We start from the raw sequence: 23435 nt of genomic DNA, 5'->3' as shown, positions 1-23435 counted from the left end.
TTCAGAAATCCCCAACCGCATCACTACTATTCAACTTTATCTAGCAAAATTTATTCCATGCACCAAATCAAGGACACACATTACACGCGCAAATTCTACAGCAATAACGACGTTAATAAATTCACCTAGTTCACACGGTAGACTCATGGATAAGTGTGGGCCCCGACTTTCGCCGAGATGCTTCACGCAACACCTGTAGGTGAATATCTAAAGTTATGCTATCTTATAGAGATAAACATATAACCTCCCCGAAGCATCTTTCTTGTGCGCAGATATACTGCCCGCAAAGACATGATGCACGCGCTCTATCTGACAGCTAGACACGGGAAACCATTCATATGTCCATACCAACCCACATCGAGATCGATGGCCACATTTATAAAGGTTGTTTTGAGGTTCAAGGTCCCAATATCACCGTACGCTATCTTTCAAGAACACTCACCGACACTTATGGCAGAACACCACCCGGCCTCGCTGCAAAAGGTTTACTAAAGCAACTCGTCAAAATGGTCCGAGACCTTGATCACGCGGCCTAAGTCCCCCCTGACACCGCGCCCCAGACTAAATTGAGAATATCCAAGCTTTGCATAAAGCCCGTTCTACATTCCAGGTTTGTGGTCTTTGGGTGGTTTGTAGGATAAGGCATAATATTTTTGCATACTCCACCACAAAACCGTTTGGAGTGCCCACACAACTAAAACGAATGCGACAGCATCTATATATTCATATTCTGCAAAAATAGCCTTCGGTAAAAAGCCGATAAACAGAGATACAGAGGCTCCGCACAAAAAGACAAGCTCTTGAAGCATATGAAATGACTTCAGATTAGCATCTCGCCAGCACAAGAAAAAACCAGCAACTGTCTTCAATCCCAGAAACACACCAAAAAATATAAAGAAATTCTGGGATATATCGGAGAAGGCAATAATCGCGAACAACCATGCAGCCAGAATGGCGATCTCAGCAACGCCCAATGGCAGGTCAATAAATTTGCGCCACGACGCTTTGGCATCGGGATGCAATCCACCATCAACATTTGCATCGTTATAATAGAGGTACAGGTCTTCGAAAATTGTCGCCGCTAGCAAAAGATAAACAAAGAAATGTGCGTCCAGCAAAGCAGCATTGACCTTGGAAAGACCAATACCGATCACACTGGCATACATTAAATCCATCATACGTTTCCGAGAATTCAACGTAAGTTTCCTTTTACAGCGGCACTATAAGAATACCCAAACAGGCTAAACACTAGAACGCAATGATGAAAAATATATTCTACTTATTTGCTTTAGTCGCTTTCATTTTTACTTCAGCAACTTCTAGCAATTCCACGGCTCGCTTTTGGTTTTCATTCAACGATCCAAAATACAGAGGAACAGCTTTCTCTATCTTTTCAAATATGTCTTTGTTTTCTTTTATGTAAGCCAGATACGCTCCCACTTTCGATACCCTCACCCTGTCAAAATTGTCTTTGCTAACATCTGTGTCGATATCAATGCCGAGTACAACTTTCACCATCGGAATTTGTACTTCAGCCCATTCCAGAAAATGTCCGCGCGGCGCTCGAATAACATGAATATGATCCTCTTCTTTCAGGGCTATTCCATATCCAAAATCACCTGTCTCTCCCGCTTCGAAGCACCCTTCAATTGAAAGAGAAGCTAGATAAAACCCATTTTCCACATGCTGAAAGATCGCATACATCGCTTCTCGGCCAGACGTAAGCAAGTAGCAGTGATCTACCTTTTTAGCGTCGATCCTGCCTGTTTTCATGGAACCAGCAATCCACTGTTGAGAAAGCACAAAATCACGTTCTTCAGCTGTCATGTATTTAAAAACTGACATCTTATCAGCAGCTTCAGTCTTTCTCATGAATTCAGAAGAAAGAACCGCCAGAACCTCACCTTCCGGGTAATCTGTATAAGCATCTTCGCTTGAAATTAGCTGCACATTGTTTTCATGAAATCCGGTGTCACATGCTGTTAGACCAACCAGCATGAAAGCCAGAAACAATGATTTCAAAACACCAAAATTTTTGTGCATGGAGAGCCCCACCCAGATCTAAAATTTGAAGTTATGAGCTAATTTTTGTTCTGCCAACAGTAAATAAAGCTAGGCCAAAATATCCAGAAGGCGTTTCTCCATATCGTCGGCCACGCGCACTACAGCGGTGTTAGCTTTTACCGCTATTTCAGCTTGTTTTTGCTCCACAACAGCACCAACTAAATCTCCGCCTGAATTGGCAGATTTGATCGTCTGCTGCGCGGCGCGATCAAACATTATTGTGGCATGATGAATGCCGCTAACTGCTGAAGATATTATAGACATGGTTAGAGCCTAACGCATGCTGATTAACGCCGCGTTTAACGTATTGTTTACTTTTACGGTAAACGCAAATTAAGCAAGCTCATGTAACCACATTCACAAATTGCCCAACCTTATCAGGAATGGGACCGCGCGCTTGCAAATTCGCTTTAAAAACCTGCTTAGCATTTATTTGCTCTGGTGATGGACCGGACTTTCCTGCTTCTTCCGGCATTTGTGTTTTAGCTATATGGCTCGCACGGTCAGGCATGCCCCTCGCCTGCACAACCGCGTTTAATGACAATGTTACCCCACTCATATGCCACCAATAGCAAACACCAATTAAGACGCATTCTAAATAAAGCTAAACTTTTATGGTAAATGCCCATTAAGCATATCTACTGGGCCTGCATCCCTTACAAAGCAAACTTTGACTCATCGCCAATTTTGCTTATCAAGGCAGCACAAAAGAATTTCTCTAAAAGGCACCCCAAAGAATGTATAAAGTGAGCGCTATTTGCGACCGCGCGACGGCCGAAAGATTGTCTGACATTTTAGCAGACATGGACCCATCCCCAGCTGGCGCAGTTTCAACTGAAGAAGCGACGCGCGTATCATGGCGTCTGGATGCGTTTTGCCATGATGAGGAAAGTGCTCAACAATGCATTTCAATCATTGAAACTGAAGCTGAAGGAATTTCAGCCTCTCATGAAAAATTAGCGGACAAAGATTGGGTAGCTGAAAGCTTAAAAGGTCTTCCTGCCGTAGAAGCCGGTCCATATTATGTGGCTGGCGCACATGAACTCACCAACCTTGAAGGTGGCCGTATTCCAATCTGGATTGAAGCTGGACCTGCCTTTGGAACAGGACATCATGGCACCACGAAGGGATGTCTTGAGGCACTGGCCAAAGTTGCAAGCAAACGCAAGCTAGGTAAAGTGCTAGACATCGGAACAGGTTCCGCCGTGTTGGCAATCGCTGCAGTAAAATCAGGAGCCAACATGTGTGTGGCATCTGATATTGACCCAGAATCTATTCGCATTGCAAAAATCAATGCCGAAAACAACAAAATGGGACGCAATCTGCATCTGTTAGTCGCAACTGGTGCCAACAATACTTTCATCCGCAATCAGGGTAAGTATGACACAGTAATGGCCAATATTCTGGCTCGACCTCTAGTGTCTTTATCTTCTGATATAAACAAGCTTACCAAAGATGGTGGATACATCATTTTATCAGGCTTGCTCAATCACCAAGAACCACAAGTTAAAGCCGCCTTCGCAGGACGAAATCTCTCATTGGTTGAACGTCGTCGATTGGGCGCTTGGACAACGCTGGTTTTCAGAAAACCATCCAAGAATGTTGATATCCAACGCCAAGGACGGGATCCTTGGATGGAAGACAACTTATTTGATCCAGCATTATTTTTCGGTATAGCCTAGAAAAACTGCAATTATAATCTAGATTACTATAATAATCTGCAACAATAAGTTTTGCATCATCAAATAACTGGGAACAAAGTAATGCGTCAAACTTTTGAAGTGACAGGCGGTCCATCATTGGGTCAACAGAATCTTCCCCTTTTGCGGGCTCAAATGAAAGCGCAAAATCTGGATGCATATTACATTCCTCACGAAGATGCCTATCAAAACGAATACCTGCCCGCTGCGTTCGATCGCCTAACATGGGCAACCGGTTTCACCGGGTCTGCTGGTGCTGCAATAGTATTGGAAAATACTGCCGTGGTATTCGTGGATGGCCGCTACACTCTGCAAGCTGCGCAACAGCTAGACGCTGACCTGTTTCAACAGGAAAGTCTGGATAAACTTGGCCCGTTCAAGTGGCTCTCGCAGCAAGAATTGAATGGCAAGCGGATAGGTGTTGATTTACATCTTGTAGGTCAGAACGCTTTTGAAGAGTTAGCTGATTGTGCAAAACTAGCTGGTGCTGAAATCGTACCCGTTACAAAAAACCCTATCGATGAGGCGTGGACCAACCAACCGCCAGAGCCCAAACAACCCGTTGTCCCCCACGATATCAGATATGCCGGTGAGGCCTTTAAAGACAAACTTAAAAGAGTTGGCGCATCTATCGCCAGTGCAGGTGCTGATGCCGCGATCATCACTTCTCCGGCTTCAATTGCTTGGGTTTTCAATATTCGTGGAGGCGATGTGCAATGCTCGCCCTTACCGCTTGGCCGCGCCATTTTACACGCAGACGGCTCCGCAGATTTGTTTCTTCATCAAGAAAAAGTTAGTGAAGAACTGAAACCACATCTAGATGGTATCAATATTCTACCTATGGACCAACTGGCTGAAAATATTGCCAAATTGCAAAATAAATCTGTTTCGCTCGACCCAAACCTTGCTTCCGCTTGGTTTTTTAAAACGGTTACCGAAGCTGGTGCCAAAATTGTAATCCAAGCTGATCCTTGCGCGCTGCCTCGCGCCTGCAAAAACGAAGTTGAAATCGCAGGATCTCAACAAGCTCACCTGCGTGATGGAGCTGCCATGACGCGTTTCCTTCGTTGGCTAGACTCAGAAGAAGTTCAGTCCGGTACTGTCAACGAAATTCAAGCGGCCCAAAAATTGGAATTTTATCGCGAAGAGCTTCAGGGCCTAAAAGATTTATCATTTGAAACGATCTCAGGGGCAGGATCAAACGGCGCGCACTGTCACTATCGTGTAAATGAAGCTACCGTAAAGGTTCTTGAAAAGAACTCACTGTATTTGGTTGATTCCGGCGGACAATATCTTGATGGGACTACCGATATTACGCGCACAGTTGCAATCGGTGAACCAACACAAGAAATGAAAGAACGCTACACCATCGTTCTAAAAGGCCACATTGCTCTAGCTCGACTGAGATTTCCCAAAGGAACAACTGGATCAGCAATTGATGCAATAGCGCGCCAACCAATGTGGGCATTAGGTCTGGATTATGAGCACGGCACAGGCCATGGTGTTGGAAGCTATTTAGGTGTTCATGAAGGTCCTCAACGGATTTCCAAACTGCCCAATTTTGTGGGCTTGGAACCAGGAATGATTGTTTCCAATGAACCTGGTTATTATAAAGAAGGTGGCTATGGTATTCGGATTGAAAACCTTCAATTTGTAACTCAACCACGTGATATTACGGGGGGTGATATTCCTATGATGGAATTTGAAGCACTCACTCTCGCTCCACTATGTACGCGCTTGATAGAGAGTGGAATGCTTACCCCAGATGAATGGATTTGGGTCGACCGCTACCACCAAAGGGTTCTCAAAGAATTGTCCCCTCTTCTGGCAGGTGACGACCTTGAATGGCTCAAGGATGCCTGTAAAGAACTATAGAATAAAGGGAGCCTGCTGGCTCCCTTTTTTACTATTTAATCATATCCAACCAAGCTTGCTCTGTAAGCACCGATACTCCTAGGTCCTGCGCTTTCTTTAGCTTACTTCCCGCGCCGGGACCTGCCACCACATAATCCGTTTTTTTAGAAACAGAGCTTGCCACTTTAGCTCCCATAGATTGCGCTTTAGACTTTGCTTCATCCCGAGTCATCAATTCCAAACTGCCCGTAAACACAACAATCTTTCCTGCTACGACTGATTCAGTTTGAATTTCTTCTGCTGGTTCAATCTCAATTTCATTCAATAGCTCCGCCAACATATCTGTATTGTGTGGCTCCATGAAGAAATCGATCAATGCTTCTGCGGAAACATCTCCCATTCCATCGATATTGGACACCGCTTTAAAAGCAGACTTTGGCCGTGTCTCAGCTGCCTTTATGACTTGGGAGCGGAAGCTTTCCCAATCGCCATACCTACGCGCCAAAGCCTTGCACGCAGCCGAATTTACACCCTTCATTTGTAATGCAGGTATCTGACCAGATAAGGTCGGTTCCAAACTTTCCGGCGGCTTCTCGGGCAACCCATTCACCTCAATATGAGATAAGATGTTCTCCAACGTTGTTTCACCCACACGATCTATTCCTGCGAGCTTGAGGTAGGCTGCTCCCGGTCTTGCATCAATCGCATTATTCATTGCGGTTTGAAAATTTTCAAAAGATCCAAAATTTTGCGCCAACAGCCCAGAATTTGTCTGCCCTACATGCCTAATTCCCAGACCAATAAGCATCCGTTCGAATGGGATCTTACGTTTTTGATCTATTGCAGAGAGTAAATTTTCAGAACTGAGTTTTCCAAACCCTTCCCACTCTGACAAAGGTGGCAATTCAGCATCAGCAATTCGTTTTTCAAGTTGATAAATATGCTGAGGCGCACTTATGACACCTTTTTCGAAGAACAATTCAATCTGTTTGGCTCCTAACCCATCAATATCGAGGGCTTTACGCGATACGAAATGCTTTAAGCGCTCAATCGCTTGAGCAGGACAAATCAATCCACCTGTACATCTTCGGCGCGCATCTTCTTCTCCCTTATCATCAACTTCTCGAACAGCTTTGGACCCGCAAACGGGACACTGAGTAGGAAATTCATACGGACTAGAATCGCTCGGTCGATCCTCCAATAACACGCGAACAACCTGCGGGATGACATCTCCTGCGCGCTGGATAACAACTTTATCACCTAAGCGAATGTCTTTGCGCTCAATCTCATCTTCATTGTGCAGTGTCGCGTTTGAAACAACCACACCACCAACAGTTATAGGCTCTAGTTTAGCAACTGGCGTCAATGATCCAGTACGTCCTACCTGAATTTCAATTTCTTTCAGCCGGGTCGTTGCTTGTTCAGCTGGAAACTTGTGCGCAATTGCCCACCGAGGGAAACGCGAAACAAAACCGAGGCGTGATTGCCAATCCAATCGATCAACCTTGTAGACTACTCCATCTATATCATAGCCAAGATCAGCGCGATCATTTGAAATCTGATTATAGGTTTTGATTAATCCATCAACGTTTTGAGCTTTCGTCATCAAAGGGTTGATTGAAAAACCCCATTTTTCGAATGCTTGAACGGCTTCTAATTGCCCCGTTGCAAATGGTGAAGACGCCTCTCCCCATGCATATGCAAAAAAACGAAGAGGGCGAGATTTTGTGACTTCAACATCCAATTGCCGCAATGATCCCGCCGCTGCATTTCGAGGATTAGCAAATGTCTTTCGTCCCGCCTCTTCTTCACGCAGATTCAAGGTGGCAAAGTCAGCATGCGACATGTAGACTTCGCCACGAATTTCAATGCGCTCGGGCCAACCACTTCCCTTTAACTCTAGAGGAACATCTTCCAGCGTTTTTAAATTGGCAGTGACGTCCTCACCTATTTTCCCGTCACCACGTGTAGCTCCGCTTATCAATTTTCCATTTTCATACAACAAACTAGCTGACAAACCATCGATCTTGGGTTCGGCTGTTAAAGCTACCGTTTCATCCTCTTTCAATCCCAGATATCTTTGTATCCGTCCTATAAACTCAGAGACATCTTCTTCCGAAAATGCATTGTCCAGCGACAACATAGGTTGAAGGTGAGTAACTTTATCAAAACGGCCCGAAGGTTTAGCGCCTACCTTCTGACTAGGGCTTTCCTCCGTCCGTAATTCCGGAAATTTCGCTTCGAGTGCCAATAATTCCTGACGCAAACTATCATAATCTGCATCGGTTAGTTTGGGCGCATCATGCTCATAATATTCAGCATCAGCCTCCCGAATAAGAAGAACTAATTCCTCCCAACGCTGCTGTGCTTGTTCAGGAGAAAATTGGGATAACGAAGAATCAGAAGAAGAATTGCTCATGGCAAAACTATACTCTTCTCATCAAGCACGCGCTAGCAATCTTGTGGCCGCCGCGCGAGCTTCTTGTGTAATTTGAGCACCTGCTAGCATACGAGCAATCTCTTCCTGACGTTGTCCTATTTCCAATACATCAATTGCAGTTTCGATTGCTCCCTTTTTCGCTTCCCCTTTTGATATTCGCCATTGCTCATCAGCCATTGCTGCAACTTGAGGACTATGCGTAATGGCTAATACTTGTCGTCCATCAGATAATTGATGCAAACGTTCTCCAATCGCCGCCGCAACGGCACCCCCTACCCCAACATCAGCTTCATCAAAAATAAGCGTACCAGCCTGACCATCAGTTGCGAGGCAAACTTTAAGAGCCAACGCAAAACGAGCGACCTCACCGCCTGATGCTATCTTATGTAAAGGACCAAATTCTGCTCCTGGATTTGTACGCACTTCAAAAGAAATGCGATCGCATCCATTTGGCCCCGCGTCTTTAGGATCAAGAGCTTCTTGAACGACCCTAAAATCAGCCTTCTCAAGCTTTAATGGCTTCAGCTCTTTTCGTAATGCCTTAGCCAACTTCACACCAGCTTTTGTACGTTTTTCTCGTAGCTTATCGCTTGCATGAACAAAGGCTTTTTCAGAATCAATTTCGGCAGTTTTCGCCTTTAAAAGCGCTTGATCTGAATGCGTGATCTCATCCAATTGCATACGCATACGGTCCCGAACTGCCGCTAATTGATCCACATCTACATCATATTTTCGCGCTGCTGCTCGCAATGCAAACAACCTCGCCTCAGAGTTTTCTAAATCACTTGCTGAAAATTCAGATGCTGACCTTAATCGCGAAACACTTTCATAAGCCTCGCTTGCTTCAATAAGTGCCCTTTCCAGAGCATCAGCAGCCTCTGATAATTGCAATTTTAATGGAGCATCATCAGCACTTTCCATAATAACTGGCATGGAAGACGCACGCCCAAGAGCGCGTGATGCAGAAGATAGAGCTTGCTCGGGACCAGACTTATCCAATTGCTTCAGAGCATCTTCAACGGCTTGTGCAACTTTTTCAGCCGACTGCAATTCCTGTCGTTCCTGAGCAAGAGATTCAGCCTCCCCGTCTTGCGGGTCAAGCTTATCAAGTTCCTCAACAGCAAATTCCAAATATTCACGATCAGCTTGCGCACGAAGCAAACGCGCCTCAACAGCTTTTCTCGCTTCAATTGCAGCTCGCCAATTTTCCCACGTCTCTGCGCAAGCCAAAAGCTCATTTTCAGTTTCAGCATATGCGTCGAGAAGTCGCCTATGTTGAGAAACGGCCAATAAACTATGTCCAGCATGTTGCCCATGCACCTCAACTAACATGTCTGAAATAGATTGAAGCAATCTTGCGCTCACTGGAGCATCATTAAGATAACCTTTTGCTGCACCGGAGCTACGTAAAATACGACGAATAACAATGGATTCATCGCTATCCAATTCAATATCATTTTCTTGAAGAACTTGCCGAACAGGATGATCAGCAGGAGGATCAAAGGTTGCTGTGACCGTCGCAGATGCACAGCCTGAGCGAATTGCCCCCTTTGCTGTTTTCGCTCCCAAAGCGAAACCCAAAGCCGCAAGTAAAATGGACTTACCTGCACCGGTTTCACCAGTTAAAGCGGTGAAGCCCGTATCCAAATCAAGATCAAGGGCACGGACTAAAACGAAATCGCGTATGGAAAGTGCTATCAACATAAAAGCAGATTAGCACAACAAGAACAAAAAGAGAACAGAAATGTTCTGCTTTTGTGTTAATTTAGCAGAACCGCAAGAACGCTCTACTTAGGCCCATGTTTTTGCATGAGTTTATAGCTATCTTCATACCATTCGCTCGCTGGATAATTATGTCCGAGGACCGCAGCTGCAGCTTGTGCCTGCCCCTTAAGTCCGATGGATAAGTATGATTCAACAAGTCTGTGCAGTGCTTCTGGCGTGTGTGTTGTCGTCTCATATTCATCGATAACACGCTTGAATCGATTGATGGCAGCAAGAAATTCAGACGACTTTTGATAATAGCGCCCAATCTCCATCTCTTTACCTGCGAGTTGGTCGCGTACCATGTCAATTTTCAGTTCCGCATCACGTGCATATTCAGAAGTTGGATATCTCCGAACAACATCCTGCAATGCTGCCAACGCCAATTCTGTACGCCCCTGATCACGTCCAACATCTGTGATTTGATCAAAATGCGTCAAACCGATCAGGTAATATGCATATGCTGCACTATCAGAACTTGGATACAACGCTGTGTATTGTTGAGCGCTTGAAACGACTTCATTGTACTGCTTGGAGCGATACTGAACATATGCAGTCATCAACATAGCGCGCTCAGCCCATTCAGAATATGGGTGTTGGCGTTGAACCTCCTGAAATTCCAATGTGGCACGGGCCCATTGTTTTCGGTCCAAGCTTTTTGCAGCATCATTATACAACTGCTCAACTGGCTTTTCGATATACGCAAGATCTTGTTTGCGGTTGGATGAAGAACATCCAGCCATAATCAATGCAGCTGTCATTGATACAAGCAAGCTAGTGTTGCGTAATTTCGCCATTGGTAAACTCCATACAATCTAACACTCTGTCTACCCTAGCCATGCGCGCACGCCAAGCTCTAGACAGAAGAGAGTCTGCAAGTTTTTCACATGCCAGCTATTTATGGCAAAATTATTGAGGAAAACAATAGAGTGCTCAACCAGATAAACAATTAAGCCGCTTAGCTTAAAGCGCGGGTGCAATAGCCTCTGAATCGACCTTTTGAAGCCCAGCAACAAATGCTGGCGTAGGTTCTTCATTCAAAATAGGCAATTCATCATCTACCCATTCCCAAGCAGATGTATCTTCAAGCAAAGCTCTCACAAGCTTATTATTTATGCCATGCCCAGGACGATCACCTTCAAAAACACCAGCAATCGCACCACCAGCAAGGAACACATCGCCAATTGCATCGAGGATTTTGTGACGAACAAATTCATCGGCCACATGCAGACCTTCAGGGTTTAAAACTTCATCCCCTTCTAGTGCGACGGTATTTTCCATGCTGGCACCACGCGCCAAACCCATTGATTTCAGTTTCTCAAAGTCACTTGTAAAACCAAATGTACGCGCAAAGGCTAGATCACGCACAAATGCGCCAGGAGTAAGTTTAAATGTATAGCTTTGCTCACCAATTGCCGCGCTATCAAACTCGATACGAACACGCAATTCAAACGGTGCATTTGATGTCTCTGAAGGAATTAGGCGCGCAAATTTATCGCCCTCAACTACTTCAACCGGTTTTAAAATACGAATGCGGCGACGCGGCTCAGCCAACTCTTTGACACCAACATGTTTCATCAACTCACAATAAAGACTTGAAGACCCATCCATAATAGGCATTTCAGGGCCATCAATCTCAACGATCAGATTATCTATGCAAAGGCCAGCGCAAGCCGCTAGAAGGTGTTCGACAGTGGACACTGACACACCAGCTTTATTTGCCAAAGTCGTTCCAAGCTGAACAGTTGTCACATTCGTGCCAACAGCTTTAATTGCATTATCTTTATCGGTGATATCGGAGCGTACAAACACAATCCCAGTATTTGCAGGGGCTGGCTTTAAAACCAAACGTGCCCGCTCTCCAGTATGAACCCCAACTCCTGCACAAACGGCCGGTCCTGCAAGAGTCTTTTGATACGCCATACTATAATCCTCTGGAATGTACTCTACAAACATAGATCTCTCTACGCTTTTCCGAGGCCCTCAATATTGTACTTGAACCTCAGAAACTCAATTAAAGGATTGTTTCGGGATGTTGCAAATGAAATAAAATCAATAAAAAACGTCCTTGAATCAATGCTCAAGAACGTTAATTATTGTTTCAATTTTAAGAAATTAACTATAATTTAATATTTCTAGTTGTTGGCCGAACGTCTCAAAAACGCTGGAATCTCCAACTCATCTTCTTCATATTCATCGGCATCCATATTTTCCGATGAACCAGATTCTTCTTTATCATCTGAGCTTGACGACTTACCCCATCCAAATAGAGACGTGCGCCCACTTTTCTGAGCAGTGTCAGAATTTTCTTCAGATTTATCATCAACATCAGAAGAACTAACTTCTTCAGAAGAGCCCTCTTCGGCTTCATTATAACTTGGACGACGGTTAATAATTGGAGGTGCCACCTGAGGCTCTTCAGCAACTTCTGGAGCTATTTCTTCAGAAGCCGATACTTGCTCAGCATTCTCCTCGACTGTAATTGGTTCTTCAACGTCTAAAGCAGCTGATATCGCGTCTGCAGCTGTTGGCTCAGATTCAACCTGTACCGGTTGAGCAAATGGTCTTTGCGGTTCAGCAGCTTTGGCATTCTCGTCATATGATATACCGGTCGCCACAACTGACACTCGGATCTTACCTTCAAGAGAGTGATCGAACGTCGAACCAAGAATAATTTGAGCGTCTGGATCAACTTCCTTACGAATTTCATTGGCCGCTTCATCTACTTCATAAAGCGTCATATCGTAGCCACCAGTGATGTTGATCAACACCCCTTTGGCGCCCTTCATAGACACGTCATCTAACAATGGATTTGCAATAGCAGCTTGAGCAGCTTTCAGAGCACGTTGCTCTCCTTCAGCTTCACCTGTTCCCATCATGGCAGCTTCCATGCCTGACATAACAGTACGAACATCAGCAAAATCGAGATTGATCAGACCAGGCATCACCATAAGGTCTGTGACACCGCGCACACCTTCATACAGCACTTCATCCGCCATAGTAAAAGCGTCTGCAAAAGTCGTGTTTGCATTCGCAATGCGGAAAAGGTTCTGATTTGGAATAATGATCAACGTGTCCACGTAATTGCGGAGCTCTTGAACACCTTCCTCAGCAATTGTCATGCGGCGCTTGCCTTCAAAGTCAAATGGCTTTGTCACGACACCAACTGTCAAAACACCCATCTCTTTAGCAACGCGCGCAATGACTGGAGCAGCACCAGTTCCAGTACCGCCTCCCATTCCGGCAGCAATAAACGCCATGTGAGCGCCTTCCAATTGCTGCTTAATATCTTCAATAGATTCTTCTGCAGACTCAGCTCCAACTGATGGCTGCGCACCTGCGCCTAACCCTTCAGTTGTTTTCATACCCAGCTGAACTTTATGATCTGCCTGTGACTGGATTAACGCCTGACTATCTGTATTGGCCACAATAAATTCCACGCCCTGAAGCTTGGATTCTATCATGTTGTTTACAGCGTTGCCTCCGGCACCGCCAACTCCAAAAACAAGTATACGTGGTTTCAACTCTACCGGCATGGTGCCGCACCTCGTGAAGAAAAAGCCAGAACGGGGCGTACTATATACGCACTCACCCGCACATAGGGATCTTAACAAACAAACTAGGCAAATAAGCCTAAGTGCAAGTTAACCGTATATGGTAAATCTGCAATATTTTTTGCTTATAACTAGTGAGACAATTCGTATTATCTATGAAAATACGGATTTACTATGACGATTTCTATTTAAATTCGTTATTTTAGAAGTTTTCACGCAACCAATTCGTCGCGCGTTCAATAATGGATGAACCATTTGAAATACCGCGCGATTTGCTGAGCATAGGCGCGACTGCTCCAGCACCACCTGTCATTTCCCACTTAAGCAAGCCTGAAACTGCAGAAAACGTCGGCACTTGGTATGTCTCTCCCAAACCAGTCACGCGTGCTGGGCGCGCCAACCGAACAGGAGCACGAAACACTTCTTCAGCAACATCGCGAATACCTGGCATTTGACTCGCACCACCAGTTAGAACGATCCGTCTCGGCAAAGGCCTATATTGTGCAGATGCTTTAGAAAGACGCTTTTCTAATAACTCCAACACTTCCTCAAATCGAGGACGCAACATATTTGTCAATTCAGCTTTTGACGTGGTTCCTGCTTCCAAACGACCATCTTCACCCAGACGCGGAGCATCCACGACATCAAAAGCCTGAACCTGAGTAAGCGCTACTGCGCCATGTAGCGTCTTCAGCCTTTCAGCAGCAGCAAACGTTGTTCCCAAGCCTTGCGCTAAATCAGAAGACGCCCGCGAACCACCAACTGGGATACTATCCAGATAAATCAAATTACCTTCATAAAAACATGCTGCACTTGTGACACCGCCGCCCATATCGATAACGGTAGCCCCCTGCTCAATCTCATCTTCAACCAAAACCGACAAACCGGCTGCATAGGGAGATGCAACAATTGAAACAGGATTCAAGTGCGCACGTGATACACATTGAGCAATGTTTTTAAGCGGTGCCGCGGGCCCAGATACCACCAACATTGTTACTGTCAGACGCGTGGCAATCATACCGCGCGGGTCTTTCACGCCCCCAGCACCATCCAACGCAAACCCTAAAGGTGTTGCATGAAGTATTTGCCTGTCAGGTGCATCAAATGTTGCAAGTGCAGAATTTATCGCATCGCGCACATGCATTTGAGTAATTTCTCGATTCCCGACATTCACGCCGCCATCAAGATAATTACTTTTAAGGTTTGGGCCAGAAATTCCCAGAACAACATCAGAGATACGAGCATCTGCTGCACGTTCGGCCTGCTCTACTGCAACACGAATTGCGCGCTCCAGAGAATCCATATCCGAAATTGCACCATTCTTCACACCACGTGATAGCTGGTGCCCCGCCCCAACAACATGAACACTTTTAGAGCCTTCAGACGTTTTTGAAATCAAACACGCAACTTTGGATGAGCCGATATCCAACGCCGCCAAAAATGGCGGTTTGCCAGCGAGCTTTTCTCGCATCTTCATACGGCTTGCCAAAGATGACATTGTTATTAAGCCCCCCCGGACTGTGTTTCTAATTCAGTACTTTGATCATACTCAGCACGTGCTTCACCAAGCCCAACCGCAAAACGCTCGGGATCTCTTGCATCTATGCGCTTAACTTCTGAATTTTCAGCTAACACACCCGTTGCTTCATCCAGATCATACACAGCCAATAGTGCAGCATCGACTTGCGCATCTTCAGGAAGTGCAATTTCAAGCCCGGTATCAAGACGCAAATCCCAGCGGCGACCACCCACTCTCATCGCGACTTCTAATTGGTCAGCAATTTGAGGATGAAGTTTCAATTGCTCTAATAGTTCAGGAGCAGCATATCCACCAGCAGGGCCAACAACACGTGGCAATTCAACATATTCGGCCGGATCTTCACCATCCATAGGTTTCCCAACCTGATCGACAACTTTCCAAACGCCCTCTGACTGCCATAGCGCTAATGGTCGACGGTTTTCTGCAAGTATCCAAATATCACTTGGCCATTGACGCAGAACGCGAACTTCAGAAACGTTTTCGACATTCGCTTCAATCCGTTCTTTAATTTCAAACGGATCAGCACGGAACATGTTCGAGTGCTCATCAATTCCAACAACATTCAACACGTCAGCTTTGGTTCGAGGGTCTAGTCCTTCGATTGAAATTTTTGAAACAGTAAAGCCTGCAGATTTTGCTGTCGCATCAAGTCCATTTTGAATACGCTCGTCTATGGATGCAAGTGAGCCCCCCATCCAAGCAGCCACAGCAACCATAACAGCACCAGCTGTAACTGTTCCAAAAGCATAAGTAGATAGCTGTTCCGTCAGTATAGTTGCCGGCACAACTTCTTGAGGCTTTGTTTGCCTCTTCCCCTTTTGTGACTTGCTTCTCACCTGTGACATGAAGCGTCCTCTATCATCCAACGAACCAGCTTTTCATAACTAATTCCCTTGTACGCTGCCTGTTCAGGAACAAGTGAAGTTGGGGTCATGCCCGGCTGGGTATTTGTTTCCAGTATTACCAAATTGTTTTTGTCTTCATCATAACGAAAATCAGAACGCGAAACTCCACGACAACCTAATGCGTTGTGAGCCACAAGCGCTGCATCCAATGCTGCTTGAGTCACCCCCTCAGATAGTTGTGCAGGAACAACATGTTTTGAACCTCCAGCTTCATATTTGGCTGAGTAATCGTAATAATCTCTTAAAGTCGTAATTTCTGTTACTGCTAATGCTTCATCGCCCATGACAGATACTGTTAATTCGCAGCCAGGAATGAATTGTTCAACAAGAACCGAATCTCCAAACCCCCATTTTGGATCAAGCAATTCAGCAGGTGGCCTGTTCGCCCCTTCCGGAACGATCAACACTCCAAATGAGGACCCTTCAGCAATAGGCTTCACCACATAAGGCGGATCCATAACATGCTCTGCAGCGACATCTTCTTTGGCGTACACCCCGCCCTGTGCAACAGTTAGCCCGACACGTTCATATACACCACGCGATTTTGCTTTATCCATTGCTAGCGCAGATGCCAAAACTCCTGAATGTGAATATGGAATCTCTAAAATTTCCAATAATCCTTGCACGCATCCATCTTCACCAAATGGACCATGCAGAGCATTCAACACGGCGTCGGGCTTTGCATCGATTAATTGTTGAGACACATTGCGGGTGACATCGATCTCGACAACGTCAAACCCCTCTTCACGTGCAGCTTGAGCCATACCTCGCCCTGAAGAAAGAGAAACTTCTCTTTCAGACGACCATCCACCCATGATAACTGCTACGCGGTTCATTATTGTCTCCTAAGAAAGCCAATTTTGGGCCTTTAAGGTTAAACAAACCTACGCGGAAATACATAAAATTTGATGTAATTTTCAAATACGTCGCCAACAATACAAATAAATGTTTTATTTCAACAACTTATTAAAGCTATAATCAGTCAATTATTTGACTTATTTTCCAGCTAGGCTCCCAATTCACGATGCAATCCCGAGGCGAATGGAAGGATTTGTTAAACAAACAATCAAATTGGACTTATTAGTTTCAGTAATATTTTTGTTCGCGTTTTATATTTAATGCACATCAAAATGCTGATGTATTATGTGTTTTGAGCAAAATCATCTGGTTGACACAGTTCGCTACACATGTAACACAGTCATCACCACAATAATACAGCACGTAATCGTGTAACCAAGTAGAGGGTCCACTACTGATGTCAAAACTTCTATGTTCTGCGAGTTTAGCAGCATTATGCTTTGTCAGTTCACCAGCATTTGCAGATGATTCAGCTACAACGCCAACATCAGCCTCGATTTATAAACTGGAAGATTTTTCTCAGTTTTCTCCTCGAACAGCAATGGATCTTGTTCGAAATATTCCGGGGTTTTCAATCGTTGAACCAGATGAAAAACGCGGCCTTGGACAAGGCGGTGGGAATGTTCTGATAAACGGGAAACGTCCCTCGACTAAGTCACAAAATTTACGCCAAATCCTAGGTCAAATTTCTTCAAGCAATGTAACTCAAATCACAGTTCAAGATGCTTCAAAATTCGACATCCCTGGATTATCCGGCGAAGTTGCAAATATAGAAACAGATGTAAAAGGGTTCTCTGGAAACTGGCGTTGGAACCCCGTCGTGCGAGAGCATCGCTCGGCGTGGTTGGCAAACGGTGACATTTCTTTTTCAGGTCAAAAAGGGCTTTTCGATTATGCCGTCACACTTAAAAACCGAGTAAGAAGAAACCAAGCGCGCGGACCAGAAATAGTATGGGACGGAAATGGTGTCCAAACGCAATTGCGCAATGAATACATCCATTTTACACGAGACAATCCATCTATTTCAACTCGCATTGGATATGAAGGCCCATCTGGAGATATCGCAAATCTCAACTTCAATTTCGATGACATTGAATGGAGTTTCACGGAATGGTCAGACCGCGAAATCTTCACAGGACCAGATGAATTTCGTCACTTTGAAGAAGGTTCCGATATCTGGGAGACTGAAATTAATGGGGATTATGAATTCAACCTTGGTCCCGGCAGATTAAAATTTATCGGTTTATACAGTAAGGATTTCAGAGCTTATTTCAACGAGGTGGATTTTCTACTAAATGATGTTGAATTTGAACGCGGTTTTAGATTCCAACAAGACGCATATTCTAGTGAAGCCATTCTTCGTGGTGAATATTCTTGGAAAACCGACGGAGACAAAGACTGGCAAATTGCTGCTGAAGCGGCATTCAATTCTTTAGAAGAAGAAGGAATTTTATTCCAACAAGCGGCGGGCACACTTCGCTATGATCGCCTACCCAGCACAGCTTCTCTTGGAATCGTAGAAGAAGACAGAGCCGAAATTACGCTAACGCATGGTCGCCCGCTGTCTTCAAAATTATCAATTCAAGCTTCCTTAGGTGCGGAGTTTTCCAAAATTCAGTCTAAAGAGTTTGAAGTTGATGTTCTGGATGCCTCAAAACAAGATGAATTCTTTCGTCCCAAAGGGTTTGTAAATTTAAGCTATGCCCATTCAAACGATTTAACATTCTCGACAAAGATCGAACGAGAAGTCGGACAACTTGATTTTGGAGATTTCTTAGGACAACCCGATCTTGCAGATGGGTTGCATTCAGATTCCAATTTAAGCCTTGTTCCGGAACAAACTTGGTTACTCGAATTTGATCTAACAAAGCAACATGGCGCATGGGGGTCTTCTTCTCTAAAATTAGCAGCAAAACAAATCGAAGACTTACAGGACAGAACTATAACAATTACTGGCGGAGAAGCTCCAGGCAATCTCGAAGAAACTGCAACCGCTTTTGAAGCAATCTGGTCAGGCACTTTCAATTTTGACCCCATCGGAGTTAAAGGTCTAAAGTTGGATTACACACTGGAAGCCTTCGATTCCAACTTAACCGACCCACTAACAGGCGAAGAGCGCCGTTTTAGTGACGAAACAATGACTTATATCGAACTCAATATGAGATATGATATTCCTGAAACAAATTGGGCATTGTCGGCTTACATGGAAACCGAACGAGTAAGCTTGAATCCAAGTTCTAGGCAGGTCATCCGCGTCTATCGCGACGATCCTTTCTTTGGTTTCACAATTGAACATAAAGATATTTTTGGAATGAAAGCACGATTGGGTGCTCGAAATATCGGAAACCAGGACGAAAGCATCTACAAACAAATATTTGTCGACCGTCGTGATGGCCCCGTAGATTTTACAGAATTCAGGCGTCGCAAGTATGACCCATTCTTTGTATTCAGCTTAAGCGGCACCTTCTAAAGCCAAATTGACAGGTCCCAAATAAAGACTTAGAAGAGCGACAGGTTGAGGCAGCCTGCCGCTCGTATGGGATATCCCGCTGGTGAAATGCCCGATCTTAATTGAGATCCAATCTTCAGAACCAATCCTTTATTCAAGGCGGTCTGTTGGCAATACGAGCACCAACTAGAATTTGACCGCGTTTTTAAAGGAACTATCTGATGAAGATACCTTCTAAGCGGCTACCCACAACCATAAACGGTGCCAAAGAGTATGCGAAAAAACTTCGCATTTCTTTCATGGAATCTGACACTCCCCTCTCTCATGCTCAAGCATTAGAACGAACAGCAAATGAACTTGGCTATAGGGATTGGAATACAGCAAGAACCCGGCTCAGTAATCGTCCTAAATTCGAACCTCAAATTGGCGATCTAATTGAAGGTGTTTATTTGAAACAAAAATTCAAAGGTCTCATAAAATCAGTACGAATGCTCGCAGATGGACAATATTTCGATGTTAGCATTCAATTCGAAAAGGCCGTCGATGTAGTGAGCTTTGAATCGTTTTCCGCATATAGACAACGCGTCAGTGCTAAACTCGATAATGAAGGCACCAGCCTAAGTGCGACAAGCGATGGAGAACCTCACATGATTATCCATCACACACACTCAAAAGTGATCTAGTGAAATCGGCCGTCCACCTATTAAACTGGGCGGCCTATCCGCTTGATTTCCCACCGTAATTCAACACCTGATTTTTCTTTTACTTTCGAACGGACTTGCTCACCTAGATTTTCGATATCAGAGGCAGTAGCTTCACCAGTATTTATCATAAAATTACAGTGTTTTTCAGAGACCTGCGCGCCACCTAACTTAGCCCCCCGCATGCCTGCTTCATCAATTAACTTCCATGATTTTCGTTGGTCCGGCGTACCAGGTGGGTCTGGGTTAGCAAAAGTTGATCCGCCTGTTTTCTCACGAATTGGCTGAGCCTCTTCACGGCGTTTTTTCAATGCTTCAATTCGTTCCTTTACAAGTGCAGGTTCAATAATTTCTCCGCGAAATAAAGCCTCAACAAAAATCAAATCATCTGGCACTTCTGAATGACGGTAGGAATATCCAAAATCTCTATTTTTGAGGGTTACCCATTGCCCTTTGCGAGTAAGTGCTACGGCTTCAACCAAGACATCAGCCGTTTCTTGCTCATAACACCCAGCATTCATTCGCAACGCCCCGCCGATTGTACCGGGAACGCCAGAGAAAAACTCAAGCCCGCTCAGTCCAAACATCGCAGCTTTTTGCGAGACTTTACTATCCAAAGCAGCAGCCCCCGCGACAAGCTCATTTCCTTGAACACGGATTTTCCCAAATGCAGGCGTCAATCTGACAACAACACCCTCCACACCGCCATCGCGCACAATCACATTGGATGCCGCACCAAGAACAGTTACAGGTATTTCAGAGGGTAATTTTTTCAGAAAATCTGCCAAATCTTCTGGGTCAGCAGGCAAATAAAGCACGTCTGCTTTACCACCTACACGAAACCATGTGAAAGGCTTTAAATCTGCATCGGCAATCAATTTACCGCGCACTTCCGGCATTTTAGAAATTAATTCAGTCATGATTGAGCATTAACTTGCTTTGTTTTTATTGGCTAGGTGTCTTCAATAATCTTCACACAATCCTCTCAAACACCTTGAAATCATTCAAAGCATGTGCGAATTTCAAGGCATAAGTTTGGAGTTTTTATGTCCCGTTGAGAAAGGGAAGTCTGTATGCTTCCCATCGTAGATTTAAACCTTAAGATCTTAGCCGATACCGGCTCAAGACGGTTTAGTTTGCATTCATTTCTATTCAACAAACAATCGATCATCTGGAATTTCCAGATGCGAATGCATGGAAGCTCACGCGCATGACTCGCGACTATTCAAACTTTTTACCAAATTCGAATAAGAAAATCTCTTCTCAACGCCCCCTCACAATTCTTGAAAAACTCGGCTGGCAACCCTTCTTCGCTCAACAAGTCGATATTGAAGAAATCGAAAAAACACCGCCTGTACGCATCACTGAAATCCACCGAAATAGTCTACATGTATTAGGTGAAAGTATAGATACACTTATCCCTGTTGGACCGGATGCAACTGTAGGAGATTGGCTGCTCTACAATTCAGATGCACCAAATACCAGCCGCGTTTTGGAACGTAAGAGTATCTTCAAACGCCGTGCGGCAGGGACTGCTTGGGATGAGCAACTTATAGCCGCTAACATTGATACGGCCTTCATTGTCACTTCTTGCAATCAAGACTTCAATATAGCGCGGCTTGAACGTTACATCGCACTCGCTTTGGAAGCCGATGTTACACCAGTTGTGATCCTTACAAAGTCTGATCTCTCAGATGAAGTAGACACCTATATAGAACAGGCGCAATCCATTTCACGTAATGTAAGTGTTATTGCCTTAGATGCACGACGAGAAGAACCTCAAGAAAAGCTCGCTCAATGGTGCACACCTAAACAAACAGTCGTATTTCTGGGATCCTCAGGTGTTGGTAAGTCTACCCTCACAAAAGCTTTGACCCGCAATTCTGACATCGCGACACAAAGCATTCGTGAAGAAGATGCAAAAGGAAGACACACAACAACATCGCGTCAGCTCCACATTGCTCCTGATGGTTTTACGATCATGGACACGCCTGGTATGCGAGAAATCCAGCTTACAGATGTTGCTTCAGGGGTGAATGACCTTTTCTCAGATCTGTTAGAGCTGTCATTCCAATGCAAATTCAGAGATTGCAAGCATGAAACGGAGCCCGGCTGCGCAATTAATGCTGCATTAGAGAACAAGACGATTGACGCTGACCGTGTCGCGCGTTGGAAGAAACTGATTGCAGAAGAAGAATTCAATTCTTCCACTTTGGCTCAAAGAAAATCCAAAGACAAAGCACTCGGTAAATTGATCAAACAAGTCAAAAAAAGTGGACGCAAGTAAATCAGTTCTCTCATTTTTGTGAAGAAGCGTGCCAAAAGCGTTTAGTGACAAAGACTTAGCTATTTGGCACGTTTATTATCACAAAATTATTAAAGGAAATGGGCGATGAACTTGGCAATTAAAACAGCTGGATACGTACTTGCGGCTTTTATGGCATTTATGGGCATCCAAAAATTTATCGGTGATGTTCCGATCTTTCAAATCATAGAAGCTAATCTTCAGACTGATTTTGGCCTTGCTCTCCCCTTTGTGGACCCCGTTGTAAAATATGCAACCGGCGTAGCTGAACTTGTAGCTGCTCTCTTGATCGTGGTTGGTTTTCGTTTTTTAGGAAGCGCATTGTCTGTGGGAGTCATCGGAGGCGCAATTTTAGCGCACCTCACTGTTTTAGGTGTTCACACACCTATGACATCTGCACCAGACGCTGAAACCAGCCCAATGCTCTTTATTATGGCGGTTGTGTTCTTTCTCCTATCTGCAGCAGTGACATATGCAAACCTGCCTAATGGTTTCTTATCCAAGAAGACAACACCATTGGCTGAATAAGATACAAACCCCAGAATACTTTTCATATTCCAAGACTTATCAAAAAAGCCGCAACAGAACTTAATCTGTTGCGGCTTTTTTTCATTGAACAAAATCTCTTTTATAGTTCGCTCACCTGCTTATCGTTCACTAGGGTGCGTCCATGCAAAACCAGAAAAGGCCGCGTCCACAGGTGTATGAGCAACATGGTTCGTGTAGTTGGACAACGTCTTGTGAGCTAAACCTAATATCACATCAAGAATTGTCGTATTGTCATACCCATGCGCAAATAATGCTTGTGTTTGCTCTTCACTTACAACACCGCGCTGATCAAGCATTTGGCGAACAAACACACTTAAAGCTTCCAATTTGGCATCCGGAATTGGTTGTCCGTCGCGTATTGCATTGATTGTTTCATCTGCGACACCTTGAGATTTCGCGATACCTGTGTGAGCCGGAACACAGTAATGACAGTTGTTTTCAACATTGATCGTTTGCCAAACTACGTTGCGTTCATCAGCATTCAAAGAATTTGAACTAAAGGCCTCAGCCAAAAATTTATAAGACTTCAACAACTCAGGACTTTGCGCCATTGTTGCGTATAAGTTGGGAACAAAACCAACTGTTTTTGTTGCATCTTCCAATATCTCTTTTGAAGCTGCCGGTGCCGATTCAGTCGTATGTAATGTAAATTCAGTCATGGTAAAAATCTCTCTATGAAAAAGCATCACTGCTTATGGAGAGAAGATAGGTATCGTCACCACATTATTTAACTTGCACAGGTTTCACAAACG

General features: G+C 44.6%; 21 protein-coding genes. 7 read left to right on the top strand and 14 right to left on the bottom strand.

Annotation, left to right across the window (positions count from 1 at the left end; translation table 11 throughout):
- Window positions 1–338: 338 nt before the first annotated feature.
- Window positions 339–536, top strand: a complete 198-nt coding sequence (locus tag F551_RS17395) for a hypothetical protein (RefSeq protein WP_155825981.1) — start codon at window positions 339–341, stop codon at window positions 534–536.
- Between the two features lie 63 nt (window positions 537–599).
- Here the strand turns inward: F551_RS17395 and F551_RS0112120 are convergent, their stop codons facing one another.
- From F551_RS0112120 to F551_RS17390, 4 genes are all read right to left on the bottom strand, one after another.
- Window positions 600–1196: a hypothetical protein gene (locus F551_RS0112120; RefSeq protein WP_155825978.1), complete on the bottom strand. Its 597-nt coding sequence runs from the start codon at window positions 1194–1196 to the stop codon at window positions 600–602.
- 79 nt (window positions 1197–1275) lie between these two features.
- The gene (locus tag F551_RS0112115) at window positions 1276–2043 is read right to left on the bottom strand and encodes a hypothetical protein (RefSeq protein ID WP_018997779.1); all 768 of its coding nucleotides are present in this window, start codon (window positions 2041–2043) and stop codon (window positions 1276–1278) included.
- 69 nt (window positions 2044–2112) lie between these two features.
- Window positions 2113–2328 carry a hypothetical protein gene (locus tag F551_RS0112110; RefSeq protein ID WP_018997778.1) on the bottom strand — a complete coding sequence of 72 codons (216 nt, stop codon included), beginning with the start codon at window positions 2326–2328 and terminating at the stop codon, window positions 2113–2115.
- A 79-nt stretch (window positions 2329–2407) separates the two neighbouring features.
- Window positions 2408–2575, bottom strand: coding sequence for a hypothetical protein (locus F551_RS17390; protein ID WP_018997777.1), 168 nt, complete (start codon window positions 2573–2575; stop codon window positions 2408–2410).
- Between the two features lie 226 nt (window positions 2576–2801).
- On the opposite strand from F551_RS17390, the gene F551_RS0112100 reads away from it, so the two are divergent.
- Both F551_RS0112100 and F551_RS0112095 read left to right on the top strand, forming a co-directional pair.
- A complete protein-coding gene (locus F551_RS0112100; protein ID WP_018997776.1) occupies window positions 2802–3746 on the top strand; it encodes a 50S ribosomal protein L11 methyltransferase in 945 nt (314 codons plus the stop codon).
- 81 nt (window positions 3747–3827) lie between these two features.
- The gene (locus F551_RS0112095) at window positions 3828–5639 is read left to right on the top strand and encodes an aminopeptidase P family protein (RefSeq protein ID WP_018997775.1); all 1812 of its coding nucleotides are present in this window, start codon (window positions 3828–3830) and stop codon (window positions 5637–5639) included.
- Between the two features lie 31 nt (window positions 5640–5670).
- On the opposite strand, the gene ligA is transcribed toward F551_RS0112095, so the two are convergent.
- The 8 genes from ligA to F551_RS0112055 all read right to left on the bottom strand — a co-directional run bounded on the left by ligA (window position 5671) and on the right by F551_RS0112055 (window position 16657).
- Window positions 5671–8037: an NAD-dependent DNA ligase LigA gene (gene ligA / locus F551_RS0112090; RefSeq protein WP_018997774.1), complete on the bottom strand. Its 2367-nt coding sequence runs from the start codon at window positions 8035–8037 to the stop codon at window positions 5671–5673.
- A gap of 21 nt (window positions 8038–8058) precedes the next feature.
- Window positions 8059–9762, bottom strand: a complete 1704-nt coding sequence (gene recN, locus F551_RS0112085) for a DNA repair protein RecN (RefSeq protein WP_018997773.1) — start codon at window positions 9760–9762, stop codon at window positions 8059–8061.
- An 83-nt stretch (window positions 9763–9845) separates the two neighbouring features.
- On the bottom strand, window positions 9846–10619 hold the full coding sequence (locus F551_RS0112080; RefSeq protein ID WP_018997772.1) for an outer membrane protein assembly factor BamD: 774 nt from the start codon (window positions 10617–10619) through the stop codon (window positions 9846–9848).
- Window positions 10620–10785: 166 nt separating this feature from the next.
- The gene (gene lpxC / locus F551_RS0112075) at window positions 10786–11745 is read right to left on the bottom strand and encodes a UDP-3-O-acyl-N-acetylglucosamine deacetylase (protein WP_033405075.1); all 960 of its coding nucleotides are present in this window, start codon (window positions 11743–11745) and stop codon (window positions 10786–10788) included.
- 212 nt (window positions 11746–11957) lie between these two features.
- Window positions 11958–13358 carry a cell division protein FtsZ gene (gene ftsZ / locus F551_RS0112070; protein ID WP_018997770.1) on the bottom strand — a complete coding sequence of 467 codons (1401 nt, stop codon included), beginning with the start codon at window positions 13356–13358 and terminating at the stop codon, window positions 11958–11960.
- A 220-nt stretch (window positions 13359–13578) separates the two neighbouring features.
- Window positions 13579–14874: a cell division protein FtsA gene (ftsA, locus tag F551_RS0112065; RefSeq protein WP_018997769.1), complete on the bottom strand. Its 1296-nt coding sequence runs from the start codon at window positions 14872–14874 to the stop codon at window positions 13579–13581.
- A 5-nt stretch (window positions 14875–14879) separates the two neighbouring features.
- A complete protein-coding gene (locus tag F551_RS0112060; RefSeq protein ID WP_018997768.1) occupies window positions 14880–15761 on the bottom strand; it encodes a cell division protein FtsQ/DivIB in 882 nt (293 codons plus the stop codon).
- Window positions 15749–16657 carry a D-alanine--D-alanine ligase gene (locus tag F551_RS0112055; protein WP_018997767.1) on the bottom strand — a complete coding sequence of 303 codons (909 nt, stop codon included), beginning with the start codon at window positions 16655–16657 and terminating at the stop codon, window positions 15749–15751. The genes F551_RS0112060 and F551_RS0112055 overlap by 13 nt, the downstream gene beginning before the upstream one ends.
- 419 nt (window positions 16658–17076) lie before the next feature.
- Between F551_RS0112055 and F551_RS0112050 the strand changes: the two genes are divergently transcribed.
- Window positions 17077–19149: a TonB-dependent receptor gene (locus F551_RS0112050; protein WP_018997766.1), complete on the top strand. Its 2073-nt coding sequence runs from the start codon at window positions 17077–17079 to the stop codon at window positions 19147–19149.
- Between the two features lie 200 nt (window positions 19150–19349).
- Window positions 19350–19811, top strand: coding sequence for a glyoxalase superfamily protein (locus tag F551_RS0112045; protein WP_018997765.1), 462 nt, complete (start codon window positions 19350–19352; stop codon window positions 19809–19811).
- A 20-nt stretch (window positions 19812–19831) separates the two neighbouring features.
- Here the strand turns inward: F551_RS0112045 and murB are convergent, their stop codons facing one another.
- Window positions 19832–20749 (bottom strand): UDP-N-acetylmuramate dehydrogenase, encoded by a 918-nt coding sequence (murB, locus tag F551_RS0112040; protein ID WP_018997764.1) that lies wholly within the window; start codon window positions 20747–20749, stop codon window positions 19832–19834.
- Window positions 20750–21039: 290 nt separating this feature from the next.
- Between murB and rsgA the strand changes: the two genes are divergently transcribed.
- Both rsgA and F551_RS17190 read left to right on the top strand, forming a co-directional pair.
- The gene (gene rsgA / locus F551_RS0112035; RefSeq protein WP_018997763.1) at window positions 21040–22116 is read left to right on the top strand and encodes a ribosome small subunit-dependent GTPase A; all 1077 of its coding nucleotides are present in this window, start codon (window positions 21040–21042) and stop codon (window positions 22114–22116) included.
- A 105-nt stretch (window positions 22117–22221) separates the two neighbouring features.
- Window positions 22222–22662 (top strand): hypothetical protein, encoded by a 441-nt coding sequence (locus F551_RS17190; RefSeq protein WP_018997762.1) that lies wholly within the window; start codon window positions 22222–22224, stop codon window positions 22660–22662.
- A gap of 119 nt (window positions 22663–22781) precedes the next feature.
- Here F551_RS17190 and F551_RS0112025 read toward each other — a convergent pair whose 3' ends face one another.
- On the bottom strand, window positions 22782–23342 hold the full coding sequence (locus F551_RS0112025; protein ID WP_018997761.1) for a carboxymuconolactone decarboxylase family protein: 561 nt from the start codon (window positions 23340–23342) through the stop codon (window positions 22782–22784).
- Window positions 23343–23435 lie beyond the last annotated feature (93 nt).

The organism is Hirschia maritima DSM 19733 (assembly GCF_000378345.1).
Lineage (GTDB): Bacteria > Pseudomonadota > Alphaproteobacteria > Caulobacterales > Hyphomonadaceae > Hirschia > Hirschia maritima.
The sequence above is the reverse complement of the archived record's forward strand: the minus strand, read 5'-3'. Positions and strand labels throughout refer to the sequence as shown.

Bases quoted from the DNA above. Each gene is read 5' to 3' on its own strand.
- F551_RS17395 (WP_155825981.1), top strand. From the start codon at position 339: ATGTCCATACCAACCCACATCGAGATCGATGGCCACATTTATAAAGGT.
- F551_RS0112115 (WP_018997779.1), bottom strand. From the start codon at position 2,043: ATGCACAAAAATTTTGGTGTTTTGAAATCATTGTTTCTGGCTTTCATG.
- F551_RS0112110 (WP_018997778.1), bottom strand. From the start codon at position 2,328: ATGTCTATAATATCTTCAGCAGTTAGCGGCATTCATCATGCCACAATA.
- F551_RS17390 (WP_018997777.1), bottom strand. From the start codon at position 2,575: ATGCCTGACCGTGCGAGCCATATAGCTAAAACACAAATGCCGGAAGAA.
- F551_RS0112100 (WP_018997776.1), top strand. From the start codon at position 2,802: ATGTATAAAGTGAGCGCTATTTGCGACCGCGCGACGGCCGAAAGATTG.
- F551_RS0112095 (WP_018997775.1), top strand. From the start codon at position 3,828: ATGCGTCAAACTTTTGAAGTGACAGGCGGTCCATCATTGGGTCAACAG.
- ligA (WP_018997774.1), bottom strand. From the start codon at position 8,037: ATGAGCAATTCTTCTTCTGATTCTTCGTTATCCCAATTTTCTCCTGAA.
- recN (WP_018997773.1), bottom strand. From the start codon at position 9,762: ATGTTGATAGCACTTTCCATACGCGATTTCGTTTTAGTCCGTGCCCTT.
- F551_RS0112080 (WP_018997772.1), bottom strand. From the start codon at position 10,619: ATGGCGAAATTACGCAACACTAGCTTGCTTGTATCAATGACAGCTGCA.
- lpxC (WP_033405075.1), bottom strand. From the start codon at position 11,745: ATGGCGTATCAAAAGACTCTTGCAGGACCGGCCGTTTGTGCAGGAGTT.
- ftsZ (WP_018997770.1), bottom strand. From the start codon at position 13,358: ATGCCGGTAGAGTTGAAACCACGTATACTTGTTTTTGGAGTTGGCGGT.
- ftsA (WP_018997769.1), bottom strand. From the start codon at position 14,874: ATGTCATCTTTGGCAAGCCGTATGAAGATGCGAGAAAAGCTCGCTGGC.
- F551_RS0112060 (WP_018997768.1), bottom strand. From the start codon at position 15,761: ATGTCACAGGTGAGAAGCAAGTCACAAAAGGGGAAGAGGCAAACAAAG.
- F551_RS0112055 (WP_018997767.1), bottom strand. From the start codon at position 16,657: ATGAACCGCGTAGCAGTTATCATGGGTGGATGGTCGTCTGAAAGAGAA.
- F551_RS0112050 (WP_018997766.1), top strand. From the start codon at position 17,077: ATGTCAAAACTTCTATGTTCTGCGAGTTTAGCAGCATTATGCTTTGTC.
- F551_RS0112045 (WP_018997765.1), top strand. From the start codon at position 19,350: ATGAAGATACCTTCTAAGCGGCTACCCACAACCATAAACGGTGCCAAA.
- murB (WP_018997764.1), bottom strand. From the start codon at position 20,749: ATGACTGAATTAATTTCTAAAATGCCGGAAGTGCGCGGTAAATTGATT.
- rsgA (WP_018997763.1), top strand. From the start codon at position 21,040: ATGACTCGCGACTATTCAAACTTTTTACCAAATTCGAATAAGAAAATC.
- F551_RS17190 (WP_018997762.1), top strand. From the start codon at position 22,222: ATGAACTTGGCAATTAAAACAGCTGGATACGTACTTGCGGCTTTTATG.
- F551_RS0112025 (WP_018997761.1), bottom strand. From the start codon at position 23,342: ATGACTGAATTTACATTACATACGACTGAATCGGCACCGGCAGCTTCA.